This is a genomic window from Vibrio sp. YIC-376, from assembly GCF_052353105.1.
Lineage (GTDB): Bacteria > Pseudomonadota > Gammaproteobacteria > Enterobacterales > Vibrionaceae > Vibrio.
This window is the reverse complement of the sequence record NZ_JBBWFK010000013.1, coordinates 1-19,173: the sequence shown is the minus strand read 5'-3', so window position 1 is coordinate 19,173 and position 19,173 is coordinate 1. Positions and strand designations below refer to the sequence as shown.

The 19,173-nt window shown below is 45.3% G+C and carries 14 protein-coding genes and 9 tRNA genes; all 23 read left to right on the top strand.

Annotation, left to right across the window (positions count from 1 at the left end):
* Positions 1 to 78 precede the first annotated feature (78 nt).
* The 23 genes from recX to WJM94_RS19645 all read left to right on the top strand — a co-directional run bounded on the left by recX (position 79) and on the right by WJM94_RS19645 (position 19,093).
* The gene (gene recX / locus WJM94_RS19755) at positions 79 to 546 is read left to right on the top strand and encodes a recombination regulator RecX (RefSeq protein WP_444495895.1); all 468 of its coding nucleotides are present in this window, start codon (positions 79 to 81) and stop codon (positions 544 to 546) included.
* A gap of 142 nt (positions 547 to 688) precedes the next feature.
* Entirely contained in the window at positions 689 to 3,271 is a 2,583-nt protein-coding gene (alaS, locus tag WJM94_RS19750; RefSeq protein WP_444495894.1) for an alanine--tRNA ligase, read from the top strand.
* 204 nt (positions 3,272 to 3,475) lie between these two features.
* The gene (locus tag WJM94_RS19745; protein WP_444495893.1) at positions 3,476 to 4,663 is read left to right on the top strand and encodes an aspartate kinase; all 1,188 of its coding nucleotides are present in this window, start codon (positions 3,476 to 3,478) and stop codon (positions 4,661 to 4,663) included.
* Between the two features lie 92 nt (positions 4,664 to 4,755).
* Positions 4,756 to 4,953 (top strand): carbon storage regulator CsrA, encoded by a 198-nt coding sequence (csrA, locus tag WJM94_RS19740; protein WP_004415691.1) that lies wholly within the window; start codon positions 4,756 to 4,758, stop codon positions 4,951 to 4,953.
* 243 nt (positions 4,954 to 5,196) lie between these two features.
* A tRNA-Ser gene (locus tag WJM94_RS19735) sits at positions 5,197 to 5,289 on the top strand.
* 42 nt (positions 5,290 to 5,331) lie between these two features.
* A tRNA-Arg gene (locus tag WJM94_RS19730) sits at positions 5,332 to 5,408 on the top strand.
* Positions 5,409 to 5,456: 48 nt separating this feature from the next.
* Positions 5,457 to 5,549, top strand: a tRNA-Ser gene (locus WJM94_RS19725).
* A 68-nt stretch (positions 5,550 to 5,617) separates the two neighbouring features.
* Positions 5,618 to 5,694, top strand: a tRNA-Arg gene (locus WJM94_RS19720).
* An 81-nt stretch (positions 5,695 to 5,775) separates the two neighbouring features.
* A tRNA-Arg gene (locus tag WJM94_RS19715) sits at positions 5,776 to 5,852 on the top strand.
* Positions 5,853 to 5,917: 65 nt separating this feature from the next.
* A tRNA-Arg gene (locus WJM94_RS19710) sits at positions 5,918 to 5,994 on the top strand.
* 65 nt (positions 5,995 to 6,059) lie between these two features.
* Positions 6,060 to 6,136, top strand: a tRNA-Arg gene (locus WJM94_RS19705).
* A 65-nt stretch (positions 6,137 to 6,201) separates the two neighbouring features.
* Positions 6,202 to 6,278, top strand: a tRNA-Arg gene (locus tag WJM94_RS19700).
* Positions 6,279 to 6,343: 65 nt separating this feature from the next.
* Positions 6,344 to 6,420, top strand: a tRNA-Arg gene (locus WJM94_RS19695).
* A 553-nt stretch (positions 6,421 to 6,973) separates the two neighbouring features.
* Positions 6,974 to 7,231, top strand: a complete 258-nt coding sequence (locus tag WJM94_RS19690; protein ID WP_444495892.1) for an oxaloacetate decarboxylase subunit gamma — start codon at positions 6,974 to 6,976, stop codon at positions 7,229 to 7,231.
* Between the two features lie 30 nt (positions 7,232 to 7,261).
* Positions 7,262 to 9,037, top strand: a complete 1,776-nt coding sequence (gene oadA / locus WJM94_RS19685) for a sodium-extruding oxaloacetate decarboxylase subunit alpha (RefSeq protein ID WP_444495891.1) — start codon at positions 7,262 to 7,264, stop codon at positions 9,035 to 9,037.
* A 9-nt stretch (positions 9,038 to 9,046) separates the two neighbouring features.
* Positions 9,047 to 10,177: a sodium ion-translocating decarboxylase subunit beta gene (locus tag WJM94_RS19680; RefSeq protein ID WP_444495890.1), complete on the top strand. Its 1,131-nt coding sequence runs from the start codon at positions 9,047 to 9,049 to the stop codon at positions 10,175 to 10,177.
* Positions 10,178 to 10,323: 146 nt separating this feature from the next.
* The gene (locus tag WJM94_RS19675) at positions 10,324 to 11,274 is read left to right on the top strand and encodes an NADP-dependent oxidoreductase (protein WP_444495889.1); all 951 of its coding nucleotides are present in this window, start codon (positions 10,324 to 10,326) and stop codon (positions 11,272 to 11,274) included.
* A complete protein-coding gene (locus WJM94_RS19670) occupies positions 11,268 to 11,729 on the top strand; it encodes a YqaA family protein (protein ID WP_444495888.1) in 462 nt (153 codons plus the stop codon). Before WJM94_RS19675 ends, WJM94_RS19670 begins: the two co-directional genes overlap by 7 nt.
* 9 nt (positions 11,730 to 11,738) lie before the next feature.
* On the top strand, positions 11,739 to 14,582 hold the full coding sequence (locus WJM94_RS19665; protein WP_444495887.1) for a M16 family metallopeptidase: 2,844 nt from the start codon (positions 11,739 to 11,741) through the stop codon (positions 14,580 to 14,582).
* Positions 14,583 to 14,738: 156 nt separating this feature from the next.
* Positions 14,739 to 16,307, top strand: a complete 1,569-nt coding sequence (gene gshA / locus WJM94_RS19660) for a glutamate--cysteine ligase (protein ID WP_444495886.1) — start codon at positions 14,739 to 14,741, stop codon at positions 16,305 to 16,307.
* Between the two features lie 42 nt (positions 16,308 to 16,349).
* Positions 16,350 to 16,937: a transglycosylase SLT domain-containing protein gene (locus WJM94_RS19655; protein ID WP_444495965.1), complete on the top strand. Its 588-nt coding sequence runs from the start codon at positions 16,350 to 16,352 to the stop codon at positions 16,935 to 16,937.
* A gap of 66 nt (positions 16,938 to 17,003) precedes the next feature.
* On the top strand, positions 17,004 to 17,522 hold the full coding sequence (gene luxS / locus WJM94_RS19650) for an S-ribosylhomocysteine lyase (protein WP_444495885.1): 519 nt from the start codon (positions 17,004 to 17,006) through the stop codon (positions 17,520 to 17,522).
* 134 nt (positions 17,523 to 17,656) lie between these two features.
* Positions 17,657 to 19,093 (top strand): IS1182 family transposase, encoded by a 1,437-nt coding sequence (locus WJM94_RS19645; protein WP_444493534.1) that lies wholly within the window; start codon positions 17,657 to 17,659, stop codon positions 19,091 to 19,093.
* Positions 19,094 to 19,173 lie beyond the last annotated feature (80 nt).

The following is a 19,173-nucleotide window of genomic DNA, read 5'->3' as shown; positions in this document are numbered from 1 at the left end:
TGCAGGGCTTTGTTATATCTGCTGTATCTGAGTTGCTAAAAACCAAGCTTGTACAGGAATAATAGGTTTAGGATCACTATGTACCAAAAGCGTCAAGCACCAACCCTATCTAGTAAAGAAGCCGCCATCCAACTTTTGAGCCGACGTGATCACGGTCAGTATGAACTGCATCAAAAGCTTGCTTTGAAAGGGTATGAAGATGCTGATATCGAAGCCGCGATAAATTTCTGTTTGGATCATAATTATCTCGACGATTTACGTTATGCCAAAAGCCAGATTCGCCAGCATGTCTATAAAGGCCACGGTGAGCGTAGGATTCGCCAAGAATTAGCCCAGAAGCGTGTGTCCGAATCGGTGATTGAAGAAGCGATGGCAGAAGAGCCGCAAGATTGGTTTGAATTGGCGAGAATGGCTGCGGACAAAAAATTCAAAGCAATAAAAGCCAAAGATCAGAAAGAGTACGCTAAACAGGTGCGTTTTATGCAATATCGTGGTTATTCTTTTGAACAAATTAGCTATGCATTGAGCTTTGAGGAGCATGATTAAAGGATATTCTCTCTCGTTGATTTCTGTTTTTCTTCAAAATTTTTCTTCTAACCCCTCTTTTCCGCAAGAAAACTAGTCGTAGCTGATTGCATGATCTACAATACGGCAAAATTCTAACTCGACTATTTTCAGGAAGAGCTGCATGTACATGAGCACTGACGAGGTTCGTAACTCGTTCCTCAAGTTCTTTGAAAGCAAAGGACACCAAATCGTAGAAAGTTCATCGTTAGTACCACATAACGACCCAACTCTGCTGTTTACTAACGCAGGTATGAACCAATTTAAAGATTGTTTCTTAGGCTTGGAAAAACGAGCCTATACTCGAGCGACTACGGCTCAACGTTGTGTACGTGCTGGCGGTAAACATAATGACCTGGAAAACGTGGGCTTCACAGCTCGCCACCATACTTTCTTTGAAATGCTAGGTAACTTCAGCTTTGGCGATTACTTCAAAGAAGACGCGATTGCATACGCTTGGGAATTTTTAACAGAAGTTCTTCAACTGCCTAAAGATCGTCTACTGGTGACCGTTTATGAAACCGACGACGAAGCATTTGATATCTGGAACAAAAAAGTAGGCGTTCCAGCTGACCGCATTATTCGCATTGGCGACAAGAAAGGTGGCAAGCCATACGAGTCAGATAACTTCTGGCAAATGGGTGACACTGGTCCTTGTGGTCCGTGTACTGAAATCTTCTATGATCACGGTGAGCACATCTGGGGTGGCCGTCCTGGCACGCCAGAGGAAGATGGTGACCGTTTCATCGAGATCTGGAACAACGTATTCATGCAGTTCAACCGTCATGCAGACGGTACAATGGAGCCGCTACCAAAACCATCTGTAGATACAGGCATGGGTATCGAGCGTATCTCTGCAATCATGCAGGGCGTTCACTCAAACTACGAAATCGACGTATTCCAGGCGCTTATCAAAGCAGCTGCTGAAGTGGTTGGTTACGATGACTTATCTAACCAGTCTTTACGTGTTATTGCTGACCACATCCGTTCGTGTTCATTCCTGATCGTTGATGGTGTCATGCCTTCAAATGAAGGTCGTGGTTATGTTCTACGCCGTATTATCCGTCGTGCTGTTCGCCACGGTAACAAGCTAGGTGCACAAGGTGCATTCTTCCACAAATTGGTTGGTGTACTTGCTGATATCATGGGTACGGCAGGTGAAGAACTGAAACGCCAACAAGCGTTAGTAGAAAAAGTTCTGCGTATCGAAGAAGAAAACTTTGGTCGTACACTTGAACGTGGTATGTCGATTCTAAACGAAGCGCTAGATAACTTAGATGGCAAAGAGCTAGACGGCGAAACAGTATTTAAACTTTACGATACTTACGGTTTCCCAGCTGACTTAACTAACGACGTTGCACGTGAACGTGAATTCACAATTGACGAGGTTGGTTTTGAGAAAGCGATGGAAGAGCAGCGTCAACGTGCTCGTGAAGCTGGCCAGTTTGGTACAGACTACAATGCCGTAATCAAAGTAGACGCTGAAACTGAGTTCTGTGGCTACACAGGTACAAAAGGCTCAAGTTCAGTAGAAGCCATGTTCGTTGAAGGCAACGAAGTTGATTCTCTGTCTGCTGGCGATAAAGCGATTATCGTTTTGGCTGAAACGCCGTTCTACGCTGAGTCTGGTGGCCAGTGTGGTGATACTGGTGAAATTCGCACTGAATCAGGTATCTTCCGTGTTGAGGATACTCAGAAACTGGGTAGCGCAATTGCACACCACGGCGTAATGGCTGAAGGCGTTCTTGCTAAAGGTGATGAAGTGGCAACAATTGTCGACGCAGAGCGTCGTGCCGCAACCTCATTAAACCACTCTGCTACACACTTAATGCACGAAGCACTTCGTCGAGTACTAGGCGAACACGTACTGCAAAAAGGCTCTTTAGTTCGACCAGAAAACCTTCGTTTTGACTTCTCGCACCTGGAAGCTGTTACAGCTGAAGAGTTGAAAGAAGTTGAGCGTCTGGTTAATGCTCAAATCCGCCGTAACCACGTTATCGAAACCAATATTATGGACGTCGAGTCTGCGAAGAAGAAAGGTGCGATGGCGTTGTTTGGTGAGAAATACGACGACGAAGTTCGTGTACTATCGATGGGTGACTTCTCTACTGAGCTTTGTGGTGGTATCCACGCTTCAAGCACTGGTGATATTGGTCTGTTCAAGATCATCTCAGAAAGTGGCATTGCAGCGGGTGTTCGTCGTATCGAAGCGGTAACTGGTGAAGCGGCTCTGGACGCAATCGAAACTCAGACGGCTAAATACGAAGAGAAGCTTGCAGAATCTGCACAAAAATCGAAAGCGCTTGAAAAAGAAATTCAAAAGCTGAAAGACAAGATGGCTGCAGCAGAAAGTGCGAACATCATGGGTAAAGCGACAGAAGTAAATGGTACGAAAGTATTGATTGCAGCTTTAGAAGGCGCAGACAGCAAAAACTTACGCACCATGGTTGATGACATCAAGAACCAAATGGGCTCTGGTGTTGTACTTCTGGCAAACGTCGCTGATGACAAAGTTGGTCTGATTGCTGGTGTGACAAAAGATCTTGTTGGCAAAGTGAAGGCTGGTGATCTGGTTAAAATGGTTGCTGAACAAGTCGGTGGTAAAGGCGGCGGTCGTCCAGATATGGCTCAAGCTGGTGGTACTGACGTCGCGGCATTGCCAGAGGCAATTAAAGCAGTTCAGCCTTGGCTGGAAGAGCGTTTATAAGCAATAAATAACAAATTTACGCTCAATCAATTTTTCTTTGATTGGGCGTAATTTTTTAACGGTAACCAAGTGGTTTAATTGACCGATAATTAATCAGGTTAGTTAAGCTACTTGGTTTTTGTTGTAACTGCCACTTACATTAATTTTAACGAACAAAATGTTAGTGGTCCTAATGAGACTTTGGTCTTGGGAAGGTGAAGACTGGTGAAAAAGCCCCTTATCGTGCAAAAGTTTGGCGGAACTTCTATGGGTTCTATTGAAAGAATCCACCAAGTTGCTGAACACATCATTAAAGCGAAAAATGATGGTAATCAAGTTGTCGTAGTTGTTTCTGCTATGTCAGGAGAAACAAACAGGCTGATGGATCTGGCTAAACAGGTCGATAGTGTTCCTACAGCCCGCGAACTTGATGTTTTGCTCTCTGCTGGTGAGCAAGTGTCTATGGCGCTACTGGCAATGACCCTGAACAAATTGGGTTATGCATCTCGCTCACTTACCGGAGCACAAGCGAACATTGTGACAGATAACCAACACAATGACGCAACGATTAAGCACATTGATACTACGAGAATAATGGCTTTGCTTGAACAAGAGCAAATTGTCATTGTCGCGGGTTTTCAAGGTGTGAATGAAAATGGGGATATCACCACATTAGGTCGAGGTGGCTCAGATACGAGCGCTGTGACACTAGCAGGCGCGTTGCGTGCTGATGAGTGTCAAATCTTTACCGACGTTGATGGTATTTATACTTGTGACCCACGTGTAGTGAAAACGGCTCAAAAAATGGCTGTGATTGATTTCCCTTCAATGGAAGCAATGGCAAGCCGTGGAGCTAAGGTTTTACACTTACCTTCAGTGCAATTTGCATGGAAGAATAATGTACCTCTGCGCGTGCTTTCGACATTTGATGTGAATGAAGGCAGCTTAGTCAAGGGGGATACAGGTACTCAAGCTGTATCTGGTATAGCTATTCAACGTGATCTTGCCATTATTGAAGTTGATAAAGAACATTTATCAAGTGCTACAAAGCAATGTCAGATGTTAGGTATCGACATTTGGAATGTGATCGAGGAAACAGAACGAACAGGTATCATGATAAAACAAGATGCATGTGCCAAGTTCGATCTGGTCTTCAGCGATAAAATCCGTAATAGTGAAATGGTTAGCCTGTTAACCGCAGTTGGGCTTGAAGCCAATGGAATGGTTGAGCACGCATGCGATTTGTTGTTACAGCAAGATATTGAGATCAATTTCTGCGCGACAAATGCACTCACTATGATGCTAGTTTTATCACCTGAAAACGTGGATATCGCGGCAAACATTCTTCATGATGCTTACATTATGTCCTCTGAAGCATTGAACATTCAGCAAAAACATGCCTTATTAGGATGATTTTCGATAACAAGGTAGTTTACGAAAATATAACTTTTATTGGATAATGGCTTTGTAGCAAGAAAATTTAGAGATTACTCAAGGAGCACAGAATGCTAATTTTGACTCGTCGCGTAGGCGAAACACTGATGATTGGTGATGAGGTGACTGTAACTGTACTAGGTGTTAAAGGTAACCAAGTGCGCATCGGCGTTAACGCTCCGAAAGAAGTGTCAGTTCACCGTGAAGAAATCTACATGCGCATTCAAGCAGAAAAAGGCAATGGTAACGTTGCTTCAGGTAACTACTAAGATACTTCTGTTTACAGAGCTTAGTTTGAATGGAAAAGGCTAGCCTATCGGCTGGCCTTTTTAGTTTCTGATAAATGTCATTTTTTAAGAGAAGACTCTCTTTTTTTCATCATAATAGGGTGGTAAAGTTCGTTTAATAGTCACTTTGATTAAATCCGCAACGGTTGAGCGTTTTTTAAGGTTTTTTTCAAAGAAAGTGTTTGACTTATTTTTGGTAAAACGTAATATGTGCCTCCGCAAGACGGTGAGGTGGCCGAGAGGCCGAAGGCGCTCCCCTGCTAAGGGAGTATGCGGTTTGTAGCCGCATCGAGGGTTCGAATCCCTCCCTCACCGCCATTCTTGCCTTGTTTGATTTAGCAACCAAACAAAGAACAATGTGCGTCCTTAGCTCAGCTGGATAGAGTACCTGGCTACGAACCAGGCGGTCGGAGGTTCGAATCCTCCAGGACGCGCCATATTCTTTTACGTTATTCTTTGATGATGTATTCGAGTATGAATAATGCGGTGAGGTGGCCGAGAGGCCGAAGGCGCTCCCCTGCTAAGGGAGTATGCGGTTTGTAGCCGCATCGAGGGTTCGAATCCCTCCCTCACCGCCATTTATTGACGTAGCAGTCAATTTTTTTTGTTCTTAAAGAAAAATAATGTGATGTATTTCACAAAATGTGCGTCCTTAGCTCAGCTGGATAGAGTACCTGGCTACGAACCAGGCGGTCGGAGGTTCGAATCCTCCAGGACGCGCCACATTTCAAATTAGTCTGACTTTTTTGAAAAAGAATTTAGGGTATTGCCCTGATATTGACTAAAGTTGATATCGAAACGTGTGCGTCCTTAGCTCAGCTGGATAGAGTACCTGGCTACGAACCAGGCGGTCGGAGGTTCGAATCCTCCAGGACGCGCCACTTATTGAGGGTAATGCCCTGATATTGATACCTAGATGTTTGTGGGAATTGATATCGAAAACTGCGCGTCCTTAGCTCAGCTGGATAGAGTACCTGGCTACGAACCAGGCGGTCGGAGGTTCGAATCCTCCAGGACGCGCCACTTATTGAGGGTAATGCCCTGATATTGATACCTAGATGTTTATAGGAATTGATATCGAAAACTGCGCGTCCTTAGCTCAGCTGGATAGAGTACCTGGCTACGAACCAGGCGGTCGGAGGTTCGAATCCTCCAGGACGCGCCACTTATTGAGGGTAATGCCCTGATATTGATACCTAGATGTTTATAGGAATTGATATCGAAAACTGCGCGTCCTTAGCTCAGCTGGATAGAGTACCTGGCTACGAACCAGGCGGTCGGAGGTTCGAATCCTCCAGGACGCGCCACTTATTGAGGGTAATGCCCTGATATTGATGCCTAGATGTTTGTAGGAATTGATATCGAAAACTGCGCGTCCTTAGCTCAGCTGGATAGAGTACCTGGCTACGAACCAGGCGGTCGGAGGTTCGAATCCTCCAGGACGCGCCACTTCTTAAGAAGCCCCGCTTATGCGGGGCTTTTTCATATCTGCTGAATGTACTTCTCATTTGATAGAGCATCCGTACTGATTTGATACCAATTCATGCTCGTTTATTCAAAATTCTGCTATTCTAATCGCCTCACTTCAAATCGCAGATTGGATTGATGGCTCAATTCTAATCTTGTTTCTTCTGTCTTCGAACTGCCTTAAACTGACAATGTAATTACTTTATTTGTTTATTGTTGTGATAATGTTAAATGTAATTATGTAGTTGTTTGTTATCAACTTTTTCCTATCATCTTTGAAGCGGGTTTGACACCCTAATCGCAGTTTTTATGTCCGTTTTCATTTAGTCTGTCTGTTAATTAATCAGGTACTTTTCCTGCAGCATTTGCACACGAATTGTGATCTAGGTAGTGAATGAATAATCATTTGTAGGGATTACTACAAACCTTCCTTAAACAAAATTGACAAAATTTAACCAGTCGAGATAATCCTCGGGTCGGGATCTGACACAATTAAAATCCTGCGCCTGTCAGGATGACAAAGAAAGGAAGCAACATGACTAATATAGGAAGCCTGCTAGTAGATGCGGCCGCTCTCATGGTTACTGGGATGGCGGTTGTATTTATTTTCCTCACTATGCTTGTTTATCTCGTGCGGCTCATGTCGAAATTAGTACCAAAAGAAGTACTAGAGCCGATCACAAGCCCAAAAACAAACAACAATATTCAATCAACCTCTTCCGCTGTTAGTCCACAAGTCGTGGCGGCGATCTCGGCTGCGATTCATAAACATCGCGCCTCTATCGCGAAGTAGCCGAAATAGGATTAAAAGGAGTTTAAGAGAATGTCTAAACCACTAGCTATTACGGATGTGGTCCTTCGAGACGCCCATCAATCATTGTTTGCTACTCGCATGCGTATCGATGATATGCTGCCGATTGCGGCTGAATTGGATAAGATTGGATACTGGTCTTTAGAGACTTGGGGAGGAGCAACGTTTGATTCTTGCATTCGATTCCTTGGGGAAGACCCATGGGAGCGCTTACGAGAATTGAAGAAAGCGATGCCAAATACCCCGATGCAAATGTTATTGCGTGGTCAAAATCTTTTAGGATACCGCCATTATGCCGACGACGTAGTAGAGAAGTTTGTTGAACGCGCTCATGCTAATGGAATGGATGTGTTCCGTATTTTTGATGCCATGAATGATGTGCGAAATTTCCAAAAAGCTGTAAAAGCGACGGTGGATGTTGGCGCTCACGCACAAGGTACGCTGTCTTACACAACCAGCCCTGTACACAACACAGAGACGTGGGTTGATCTGGCAAAACGTTTGGAAGACTTAGGCTGCCATTCTATCTGTATTAAAGATATGTCAGGCTTACTAAAACCTTATGAAGCCGAAGAGTTGATCACTCGAATCAAAGCTTCATGTCACGTCCCGTTAGCACTTCACTGCCATGCGACCACTGGGCTATCCACAGCAACTGCGATTAAAGCGGTAGAAGCTGGTATTGATATCCTTGATACTGCCATTTCATCAATGAGCAGTACGTACGGGCATACGCCAACAGAAACAGTTGTGGCGATGCTACAGGGAACTGAGCGTGATACTAATCTGAAATTGGACGAGATTGAGCCTATTGCTGCTTACTTCCGTGAAGTTCGCAAGAAATACGCGAAGTGGGAAGGTCAGTTGAAAGGTGTTGACTCTCGTATCCTTATCGCTCAGGTGCCTGGTGGCATGCTAACCAACATGGAAGGCCAGCTTAAAGAGCAGGGCGCAGCTGATCGTATTGATGAGGTATTAGAAGAGATCCCTCGCGTTCGTGAAGATCTTGGTTTTATTCCATTGGTAACACCAACTTCGCAAATTGTTGGTACTCAAGCGGTTATTAACGTTCTTACAGGTGAACGCTACAAGAGCATTACTAAGGAAACTGCTGGCCTGTTAAAAGGTGAGTACGGTCAAGCACCAGCGCAACTTAATGCCGAGTTACAAGCTAGAGTACTTGAAGGTAAAGAGCCTATCACGTGCCGTCCTGCAGATTTATTAGAGCCTGAAATGGAAGCTCTGACTGTCGATCTTATGGATAAAGCAAAATCAGAAGGCATTAAACTTGCGAGCGAGCGAGTTGATGACGTACTAACTTACGCGCTGTTCCCACAGGTTGGCCTGAAGTTCCTTAAAAACCGAGGTAATCCAGAAGCCTTTGAGCCAGCTCCTACTCTAGAAGCGGCTGCTGCACCTGTAGCTCAAGCTGCTGGCGGTGTAGAAACTTACAGCGTTCGTGTTGATGGACAGGTTTATGAAGTAGAAGTTGGTCCGCAGGGTGAACTGACATCCGTGACACCTTCAGCTACACCAGCAAAATCAACGGCTCCTGCTGCAACAGCCAGCACTTCTGCTGAATTTGTACCAGCTCCTCTTGCGGGCAACATCTTTAAAGTCAATGTTAAGCCAGGTGCTGAGGTTGCAGAGGGTGATGTGTTGCTAATCCTTGAAGCAATGAAGATGGAAACGGAAATTCGTGCGGCTCGTGGTGGTATCGTTCAGGAGTTGAATGTAAAAGAAGGTGATGCCGTGACCGTAGGTGCACCTCTTCTGAGTCTGGCGTAAGGGAGTATCATGGACGGATTGATGACCCTATGGTCAGAAACAGGGATCGCTAACTTTGAGTTCGGCCAAATCTGTATGATGTTGGTTGGCTGTACCCTGCTGTTTTTAGCGATTCGAAAGGGCTTTGAACCATTACTTCTGCTTCCAATCGGGTTTGGCGCCATTTTGGCGAATATTCCAAACGCTGGTTTTACCGAGCCAGGTGGATTGCTTTACTACGTCTACCACATCGGGATCGAATCGGGTGTTTTCCCGTTATTGATCTTTATGGGCGTAGGCGCGATGACAGACTTTGGTGCCTTGATTGCGAACCCGAAAACGCTTTGGTTAGGTGCTGCAGCTCAGTTTGGTATTTTTGCTACGCTATTTGGAGCGATTTTACTGAACTACATTCCTGGTATGGAATTCACCATGGCCGATGCATCATCTATCGCGATTATCGGTGGTGCTGATGGTCCAACGGCTATTTTTCTGGCGAGCAAGCTGTCGCCCGATTTACTGGGTGCTATTGCGGTTGCGGCTTATAGCTACATGGCGTTGGTACCAATTATTCAGCCACCAATCATGAAAGCCTTAACCACGACAGAAGAGCGTCAGATTAAAATGGCTCAGTTGCGCCATGTCGGTAAATGGGAAAAAGTCATCTTCCCGCTTGCTGTGCTCCTGATGACCATTCTATTCTTGCCGTCGGCAACGCCTCTGGTTGGGATGTTCTGTCTTGGTAACTTGATGCGTGAAGCTGGTGTTGTGGACCGTTTATCGAAAACGGCGCAAAACGAGCTTATCAATATCGTTACCATCTTCCTTGGGATTGGTGTTGGCTCTAAGTTGCAAGCTGACAAATTTTTGAATCTGGAAACGCTGGGTATTTTAGCGCTGGGTGCGATTGCTTTTAGCATCGGTACTGCTGCAGGCGTTCTGATGGCGAAGTTACTGAATAAGTTCTCGAAAGAAGACATCAACCCGTTGATTGGTGCAGCTGGTGTTTCAGCAGTACCTATGGCGGCGCGTGTTGTGAATAAGGTGGGCTTAGAAGCAAACTCACAAAACTTCTTGTTGATGCATGCTATGGGTCCTAACGTCGCTGGTGTTCTTGGCTCTGCAGTTGCGGCCGGTATTCTACTTGCTCTGGTCGGGTAGAAGTTTTGTAGCACGCAGTGGCTGTGATTGTGCTGGAGATAAAATTATCCGCCAAATTACAAAGTGACCATTAACTTCGTTAAACAAAATGGTTTATAGTCAAAGGGATGCTACGGCATCCCTTTTTGTCTTTCAAGGAATGGGTTATGGAACACAAACAGATCGTTATCACTGAATTTGGCACTGCAAACGTACTTGCGATTCAGAATGCCCCGACGCCAACACCAACATCAGATGAAGTCTTAGTTAAAGTTTTTTTCTCAGGTGTGAACCCTATTGATGTAAAGACCCGTGCTGGACTTGGCTGGGCTGCTGCTCAGAATAAAGATAAGTTGCCTTGGGTTCCGGGTTATGACATCTCAGGTGAAGTCGTATCTTGTGGTGAGCAAACGTCCCGTTTCGCTATCGGAGATAAAGTTGCCGGTTTCATCGGCTTCCCTGTGAAAGGTGGTGGATACAGTCAGTATGTATGCGTACCAGAATCAGAGCTAAGCCACGTGCCAAGCAATGTGACACTGGATTCGGCGGCTGTACTTCCCCTTGCTGGGCAAACCGCTGCTCAGGCTTTGGGTAAAGCCAATGTCACCGAAAGCGATCGTGTCTTAATTCTTGCCGGTGCGGGTGGCGTAGGACATATCGCCGTGCAATTGGCAACGGCAAGTAAGGCTGAAGTATTTACTACCTGCAGTGAGCGAAATGTAGATTATCTTACGTCACTTGGTGTTCATGCAGTGAACTATCAATTAGGTCCAGTGTCAGAACGTGTTGAAGATATAGATGTTTTGATTGATTTAGTGGGTGGTGATGCTGCGTTAGATGCGCTTAAATGCCTCAAGCCTGATGCAAGAGTTATCACTGTGCCTACGATCACCGCCGAGTTAATTTGTGAGCAAGCGAAATTGTTGGGTATAGAAGCAAGCGGTATGTTAGTTGAACCTAAGCCAGAGCAGCTGGATTCGTTGCTGTACATGGCTGATGTAGGTTTACTAAAATCTGAGGTACAACATATCTACCCAATGGATGAGGTGGTTGCGGCTCACGAACAAGTGGAATCCGGGCGGACTAGAGGCAAGGTATTGCTTGATATGACATGCTAGAAGCATTTAATGCAGGCTTTGAAAACTTAGCTCATTGGTTTTCTGATTCTGCATTGTGGGTGCTTTTTATGACCGGCTTTCTCAGTGCCACCTTATTACCCGGTGGCTCTGAGGCGGGGTTAGTCGCCACCCTTTCTTTAAATCAATATTCCGTCTATTCCGTAATTCTCGTCGCCACGATAGGCAACACTCTTGGTGGTTTGACTAACTACTGGTTAGGGTTATGGATCCCAAATAAAACCCAATATGAAAAACATGGTCATACCGCGTTAAAGTGGCTATCTAAATATGGTTACTGGGTTTTATTTTTCAGCTGGTTACCGGTTATTGGTGATCCGTTGTGTTTAGCGGCGGGTTGGTTACGGATGAAATTCCTGCCGTGTGTAGTTCTGATATTTTTTGGAAAGGCCGCTAGGTACAGCCTTCTAGCAGCCATCTATCTCGGATTATTTTAAGGAAAGTACATGAGAATTTTTTGGGTTGGCGCGTGTTCACTGCTAGTGATCACGGGTTGTGTATCACAATCCCCTGTTTCATCACTGCCTGAAGGGGTCACTTTCGTTGAGTCGTCACAAGCGGAAGAAGGCAAAGTTAAAATCCCTTACCAAAAATACAAACTTGATAACGGGCTTACCGTCATTCTCGCGCCAGAAGACTCCGATCCGCTCGTACATGTTGATGTGACTTATCATGTTGGTTCAGCGAGAGAGGAAATCGGCAAGTCTGGTTTTGCACACTTTTTTGAGCACATGATGTTCCAAGGTTCAGAGAATGTTGGTGATCAAGAGCATTTCAAAATCATCACTGAGGCGGGTGGTACGCTTAACGGGACAACCAATCGTGACCGCACAAACTATTTTGAAACCGTACCAGCCAACCAACTAGAAAAAATGCTGTGGCTCGAATCAGACCGCATGGGGTTCTTGCTGGATGCTGTGTCACAACACAAGTTTGAGATTCAGCGCTCAACAGTTAAGAATGAACGTGCACAGCGCTACGACAACCGTCCTTATGGTTTGATTTGGGAGCGTATATCAGAAGCGCTATACCCAGAAGGTCACCCATATTCATGGCAAACCATTGGTTACGTCGAAGATTTAGATCGCGTTGACGTGAATGACCTTAAAGCTTTCTTCTTGCGCTGGTATGGTCCGAATAATGCCACCTTGACCATTGGTGGTGACGTAGATGTCGAACAGACACTTGACTGGGTTAACAAGTACTTTGGTTCTATTCCTCGTGGCCCGGAAGTCGAGAATGCTGCAAAGCAACCGACAAAACTGAGCGAAAGCAAATACATCACCTTAGAAGATCGTATACAGCAGCCGATGGTGATGATTGCATGGCCAACCACATACAGTGGCGAAGAGAGCCAGGCTTCACTCGATACACTATCTGAAGTTCTTGGCGGTGGCACGAACAGTGTGCTTTACCAAGAACTGGTTAAAACTCAGAAAGCGGTCGATGCGGGCTCATTCCATGATTGTGCCGAACTGTCTTGTACCTTCTTCGTTTATGCGATGGGGGATTCCGGTGATAAGGGTGACCTGACTAAGTTGTATGATGAAGTCATACAGTCACTGAACAAGTTTTCACAACAGGGTGTAACAGAAGATCGCCTTGAACAGTTAACTGGCAAGGCTGAAGCTGACGCCATTTTCGCGCTGGAAAGTGTTAAGGGCAAAGTGACTCAGTTGGCATCTAACGAGACCTTCTTTGGTAAGCCAGACATGATTGAGGAACAGCTGGAGCAAATTCGAGCTGTGACGCCAGCATCGGTTGAGAAAGCGTACAGTGATTTTATTAAAGGTAAATCAAAAGTAACCTTGAGTGTTGTACCAACAGGGAAAACGGATTTGGCTGTAAAATCAGCAACGTTTGTGACGCCAGAACGCACGCTACCAGAGTACAAAAAGATTACTGATGATCAGCTTGCTTACCGTCGTGCAACTGACGACTTCGATCGTTCAGTTCAGCCACCTATTGGTGATCCGGTTGAGGCAACCATGCCGGAACTGTACTCGGTGCATTTCGACAATGGTTCTCAACTGTTGGGTACTGTCAGCAATGAGACACCAACCGTTATGATGCAATTCCGTTTACCTGCAGGAACGCGTTTTGTTGAAAATGGTCAAGAGGGACTGGCTCAACTGACAGCAGCAATGCTGCAAGAGGGAACGACAAAACGTAGCATGGAAGAAATTCAGGCTGAGTTAGATAGGCTGGGTAGTGTTATCTCTGTCGATGCGACGGATTACACGACGAACATCAGTGTTTCTGCATTAGAGAAAAATTTAGAACCGACGTTGAAGATTGTCGAAGAAGTTCTTCTATCACCAGCATTCAAGCAAGAAGATTTTGACCGTGTGAAAGAGCAAGCTCTGGAAGGTTTGGTTTATGAGCACCAAAGTCCAAGTTGGATGGCCGAGCAAGCCAGCCGCCAGGTGCTTTACGGTGATTCCACTTTTGCCCGACCTGAAGACGGCACACAGGCTGGAATGAAGGCACTGACTCTCAATGATATCCGTGAGTTTTATGCAACGCACTACACGCCACATGGTGCGCAGATCACTGTGGTGGGTGACGTCAATAAAAAGGATATCGAGCAGAAGCTAGCGTTTTGGTCAAATTGGCAAGATGATGCGGCTCCGCTGTACGCACCGCAAAACATTTCTGCATTGGGTTCGCAAAAAGTTCATCTTGTGGATAAACCAGGAGCGCCTCAGAGTGTTGTTATGATGGTTCGTCAGGGAATGCCGTACGATGCGACCGGTGAGTTCTTCCTTGGCCAGCTGGCGAACTTTAATTTGTCGGGGAACTTTAACAGCCGTATTAACCAAAATCTTCGAGAAGAGAAAGGCTATACGTATGGTGCTTACGGATACTTCTCTGGAAATCCAGAAACTGGCTCTGTTGTTTTTACTGCGCAAGTACGTGCTGATTCAACCGTTGCGTCAATCATAGAGATGGAAAATGAAATGAAAGCATTCTCTGAATCTGGTATGACTGACGATGAGTTGAAATTCATGCGTCAGGCGGTGGGTCAAAAAGATGCACTCAAGTACGAAACGCCGACACAAAAAGCAGAACTCATCAGTAATATCTTTAAGTACAATCTTGATAAAGATTACTTACAACAACGAAATTCCATTGTAGAAAAAGTCGATAAAGAGACTTTAAATACGCTGGCGAAAAAATGGTTTAATCCAAACGACTATCAAATTGTCGTTGTTGGTGATGCAAAATCACTCCGCCCTCAACTAGAAAAGTTAGGGAAAGACGTGGAAGAGCTTGAAATCATTCGATAGAGTACACATCTAATAGCGGAGGGCGTGCTCTCCGCTATGCATCTACATAAGTGACTTTTCGTGGGTTATTTATCTAGATGAACCGATTATCAATAACTTAGCTTTCACTTGCTTCGGATGGCAAGTGTCCTGCTCCTAATATAAGCGAACCTCATTTTGACTGATTTTGCTGCGCGACTGGAAAAAGTTGCATCAAACCCCGAAGTATTTAAGCAGTTTGGACGCGGTGTTGAGCGCGAAACTTTGCGCTATCGTCAGGATGGACATCTGGCAACAACACCTCATCCAGAGGGGGTGGGCTCAGCGTTCACAAACCAGTGGATTACTACGGATTTCTCAGAGTCGTTACTCGAGTTTATCACTCCTGTCTCTCATGATATTCCGGAACTAATAGCACAACTGAAAGATATTCATCACTTTACCCAAACTAAAATGGGTGAAGAAAAGATGTGGCCACTTTCGATGCCGTGTTATGTCGATAATGAAGACGATATTCAACTTGCCCAATACGGCTCTTCAAACTCAGCTCGAATGAAGACGCTTTACCGTGCGGGCCTAAAGCGTCGTTACGGCAGTTTGATGCAGATTATTTCTGGTGTTCACTTTAACTTTTCATTTCCTGATTCGTTTTGGGATGCGCTTTATGGTGAGCAGGATTCAGAGACTCGTCAGGAAACAAAATCTGCCGCTTATTTTGATCTGATTCGTAATTACTACCGCTTTGGTTGGATGATCCCATTCTTCTTTGGTGCATCACCAGCGCTATGTGGTTCATTTATTAAAGGTCGGGAAACGAAATTACCGTTTGAGAACCTTGGTGGCACTTTGTATTTACCAAAATCGACTTCTCTGCGATTAAGTGATTTGGGATACACGAATAGTGCGCAAAGTTCGTTAAAAATTGGCTTTAATAGTATCGATCAGTATCTTGAAGGTTTAAACGACGCGATTAATCATCCGTCAGAAGAATTTGCCAAAATCGGTGTCAAGGTGGATGGTGAATACCGCCAGCTTAACTCGAATATTTTGCAAATTGAAAATGAACTGTATGCACCAATTCGTCCCAAACGTGTTGCTAAGAGTGGTGAGAAACCATCAGAAGCATTAAAGCGTGCAGGCGTTGAGTACATCGAAGTGCGCTCTTTGGATGTGAACCCATTCAGTGCTGTCGGTGTGACTGAAGAACAAGTGCGTTTCCTCGATTTATTCCTGACTTGGGCTGCATTATCAGACTCAGATCCAATGGACAATTGTGAGCTGGAGTGTTGGCGTGACAACTGGAACAAAGTGATTGTTTCTGGTCGTGAAAAAGGCCTGATGTTACAGATAGGTTGTAATGGCGAGCGTTTGTCTCTGCAAGATTGGGCGCATCGAGTTTTTGCTGAGCTTCGCCAAATTGCAGTAGCGATGGATGCAGTCTCTGAAGACAATGCATATCAAGATGTTTGCAATAAGCTCTCTGAGTGGATTGATAACCCTGAGCAGACAACATCAGGTCAGTTGTTAGAGCTGACTAAAGAATTAGGCAGTTTAGGAAAAGTTGGGTGCACTCTGGGTTTGAAGCATCGTGAAGAGAATTTGAATCATAGTTACCAATTTTACTCACAAGAGATGATGGAAGCGGAAGTTGCTGCTTCAATCGAAAAACAGAAGCAGGCAGAGTTAAGTGATACGATGAGTTTTGATGACTTCTTGGCTGACTACTTTTCTTATTTAAAACAATAACGAAATCATAAGGATTGGGTGGAAGTGAATATTAAGCCTCTAATGGTATCGGTGCTAGGCAGTGTGTTGCTCGCAGGGTGTGCGACGGCTCCACCAAAGCAGCAAGATAACCTGTGCGAGATATTCCGAGAAAAGTCTGGTTGGTATGGTGATGCCAAAGATATGGAAGAGGAGTGGGGAACTCCAATCCATGTTGCAATGGCCATCATTAAGCAAGAAAGTGGCTACCGACATGATGCAAAACCACCCAAAGATTACGTGCTAGGTTTTATTCCCTGGGGACGAGTCAGCAGCGCTTATGGGTACGCCCAAGCGCAAGATCCTGCCTGGGATGATTTTCAAGATTCGACGGGGCAAGGTGGCTCGCGTACTGACTTTGATGATTCAATGATGTTTGTCGGTTGGTATACCCATGAAACCCGTCGTCAGCTCGGCATCTCTTTATGGGATCCATATAACCAGTATCTTGCCTATCATGAAGGTAGAGGCGGTTATCAACGTGGAACTTATAAAAGGAAGCCTAGCTTAGTTAAAGTCGCGCGGCGTGTAGAACAAACCGCGAAGAATTATGGCTGGCAGCTGAAGCAATGTCGTCAGGAACTGGAAGACAACAGCAGCTGGTTCTTTTAACCCTTGTAGGGACGAATAGAAAAACCAACGCCCATAGGTGTTGGAATTACAATCAGGAGAGATGTAATGCCTTTACTCGATAGTTTTACTGTGGATCACACTCGTATGCATGCGCCAGCAGTGCGAGTTGCGAAAACCATGCAAACCCCAAAAGGGGACACCATTACTGTCTTCGATTTACGCTTTACTGCACCAAACAAAGACATCCTTTCTGAGAAAGGGATCCACACTCTTGAGCATCTTTACGCAGGCTTTATGCGTAATCACTTAAACGGTGACAGTGTTGAGATTATTGATATTTCACCAATGGGATGCCGTACCGGATTCTACATGAGCTTGATTGGTACTCCTTCGGAGCAACAAGTGGCAGATGCGTGGATTGCATCGATGGAAGATGTACTTAAAGTAGAAAGCCAGAACAAAATTCCTGAGCTAAATGAATACCAATGTGGTACTGCTGCAATGCACTCGCTAGATGAAGCGAAGCAAATTGCTAAGAACATTTTAGATGCAGGCGTATCTGTAAATAAGAATGATGAGCTCGCTCTGCCTGAGTCGATGCTAAAAGAGTTACGTATCGACTAAGCTGGCTGTTGTCTGGCGATATGCTTTATAAATGAAAAGAGCCTGACTATGTCAGGCTCAGACTGCTGACAAAGGACTAGCCATCAGGCTAGTCCTTTGATCTAATAGGAGTATCGAAATCTGGATACCTCGACATGCTTCAAGAACCTTCTCCACAACAATACGAACTTGAAATGGTGACGATGGAACAACTTGTTCCCAAAGACCACCTTGTGCGTAAAATTGACTCTGCTATCGATTTTGAATTCATTCGTGATGAAGTCGCCCACCTCTATTGCAAAGACAATGGCCGACCACCTGTAGACCCTGTCCGCCTATTCAAAATTATCCTACTGGGGTACATCTTCGGCGTAAAAAGCGAGCGTCAGCTTGTCAAAGAAATCGAAGTGAATGTCGCATATCGTTGGTTCCTCCGCATGTCCCTCACTGAAAAGGTCATCCATGCCTCGACACTCAGTCAAAACCGTATCCGTCGCTTCAATGGTACGGATGTCTTCGAACGTATCTTTATTAACATCGTTCAACAAGCGATGGCTAAAGGCTTAGTCGCTGGACAAGAGCTCTTTACTGACAGCACTCACCTCAAAGCGAACGCGAACAAAAACAAGCACACCAATAAACAAACGGCAGTCCGAGCGAGTGCATATTTAGATATGCTGGATGAAGACGTTGCACTAGACCGAGCAAAAGAGGGAAAGAAGCCACTTAAAGAACGAACTTCTGAGCAGAAAGCTAATAACACGAAGAGCAGTACGACTGACCCAGAAAGTGGCTTCATGACCCGAGACAATAAGCCGCAAGGGTTCTTCTATCTCGACCATCGCACGGTTGATGGTCAGCATGGCATCATCGTTGATACCCATGCGACCGCGGGGAATGTCAATGACTCCCAGCCTTATATCTGCCGTCTCGACCACACGCTTGAACAGTTTAACCTCAATCCTATCGCCGTTGGTCTTGATGCCGGTTACTTCACGGCCCCTGTTGCTGAATCCCTTGAGCGCCGAGGGATACTTGGCGTGTTCGGCTATCGCCGACCATCACGCACAAAGAATGCCTTCAAGAAGAAACACTTTATCTATAACAAAGAAAAAGACAGCTATCGTTGCCCCAACGGACAGGACCTTATCTACAAGACGACGTCACGCGGCGCTTACCGAGAGTATCACTCAGACCCTAAAGAATGTGCGTTCTGCCCAATGCGTGATGACTGTACTCAAAGTAAAAACATGAAGAAGGTCATCACGAGGCATATCTATACGGAGGCCATGGATAGAGCCAACCAGATGCGGCTCTCTGCTTATGGAAAGAAAACCTACAGGCGGAGAAGTGAAACGGTAGAAAGAAGCTTCGCCGATGCAAAACAACATCACGGTCATCGATACGCTCGCTTTCGAGGGTTAGCCAAGGTGCAGATGCAGTGCTGGTTGGCGGCGGCTGCTCAAAACATCAAGAAGATAGCGTTGGTGGTGAGCACTCTGCGTAAACTCGGCCTAAATCGAGGTGAAATAGCGCAAATCCTCACTTATATACGCCAATTTAAGAACACTAACGCTCTAGAGTTTATCTAACAAAAAATATCGCGATCGCGGCCTGCGGCCGCAAAAAAAACAGAACCCCACCTTAAAAGTGGGGTTCGTCATCAATCTGA

What these genes read in the sequence shown, in the direction of transcription:
- recX (WP_444495895.1), top strand. Translation starts at nt 79, where the DNA reads ATGTACCAAAAGCGTCAAGCACCAACCCTATCTAGTAAAGAAGCCGCC.
- alaS (WP_444495894.1), top strand. Translation starts at nt 689, where the DNA reads ATGTACATGAGCACTGACGAGGTTCGTAACTCGTTCCTCAAGTTCTTT.
- csrA (WP_004415691.1), top strand. Translation starts at nt 4,756, where the DNA reads ATGCTAATTTTGACTCGTCGCGTAGGCGAAACACTGATGATTGGTGAT.
- WJM94_RS19690 (WP_444495892.1), top strand. Translation starts at nt 6,974, where the DNA reads ATGACTAATATAGGAAGCCTGCTAGTAGATGCGGCCGCTCTCATGGTT.
- oadA (WP_444495891.1), top strand. Translation starts at nt 7,262, where the DNA reads ATGTCTAAACCACTAGCTATTACGGATGTGGTCCTTCGAGACGCCCAT.
- WJM94_RS19680 (WP_444495890.1), top strand. Translation starts at nt 9,047, where the DNA reads ATGGACGGATTGATGACCCTATGGTCAGAAACAGGGATCGCTAACTTT.
- WJM94_RS19675 (WP_444495889.1), top strand. Translation starts at nt 10,324, where the DNA reads ATGGAACACAAACAGATCGTTATCACTGAATTTGGCACTGCAAACGTA.
- WJM94_RS19670 (WP_444495888.1), top strand. Translation starts at nt 11,268, where the DNA reads ATGCTAGAAGCATTTAATGCAGGCTTTGAAAACTTAGCTCATTGGTTT.
- WJM94_RS19665 (WP_444495887.1), top strand. Translation starts at nt 11,739, where the DNA reads ATGAGAATTTTTTGGGTTGGCGCGTGTTCACTGCTAGTGATCACGGGT.
- WJM94_RS19655 (WP_444495965.1), top strand. Translation starts at nt 16,350, where the DNA reads ATGGTATCGGTGCTAGGCAGTGTGTTGCTCGCAGGGTGTGCGACGGCT.
- luxS (WP_444495885.1), top strand. Translation starts at nt 17,004, where the DNA reads ATGCCTTTACTCGATAGTTTTACTGTGGATCACACTCGTATGCATGCG.
- WJM94_RS19645 (WP_444493534.1), top strand. Translation starts at nt 17,657, where the DNA reads ATGCTTCAAGAACCTTCTCCACAACAATACGAACTTGAAATGGTGACG.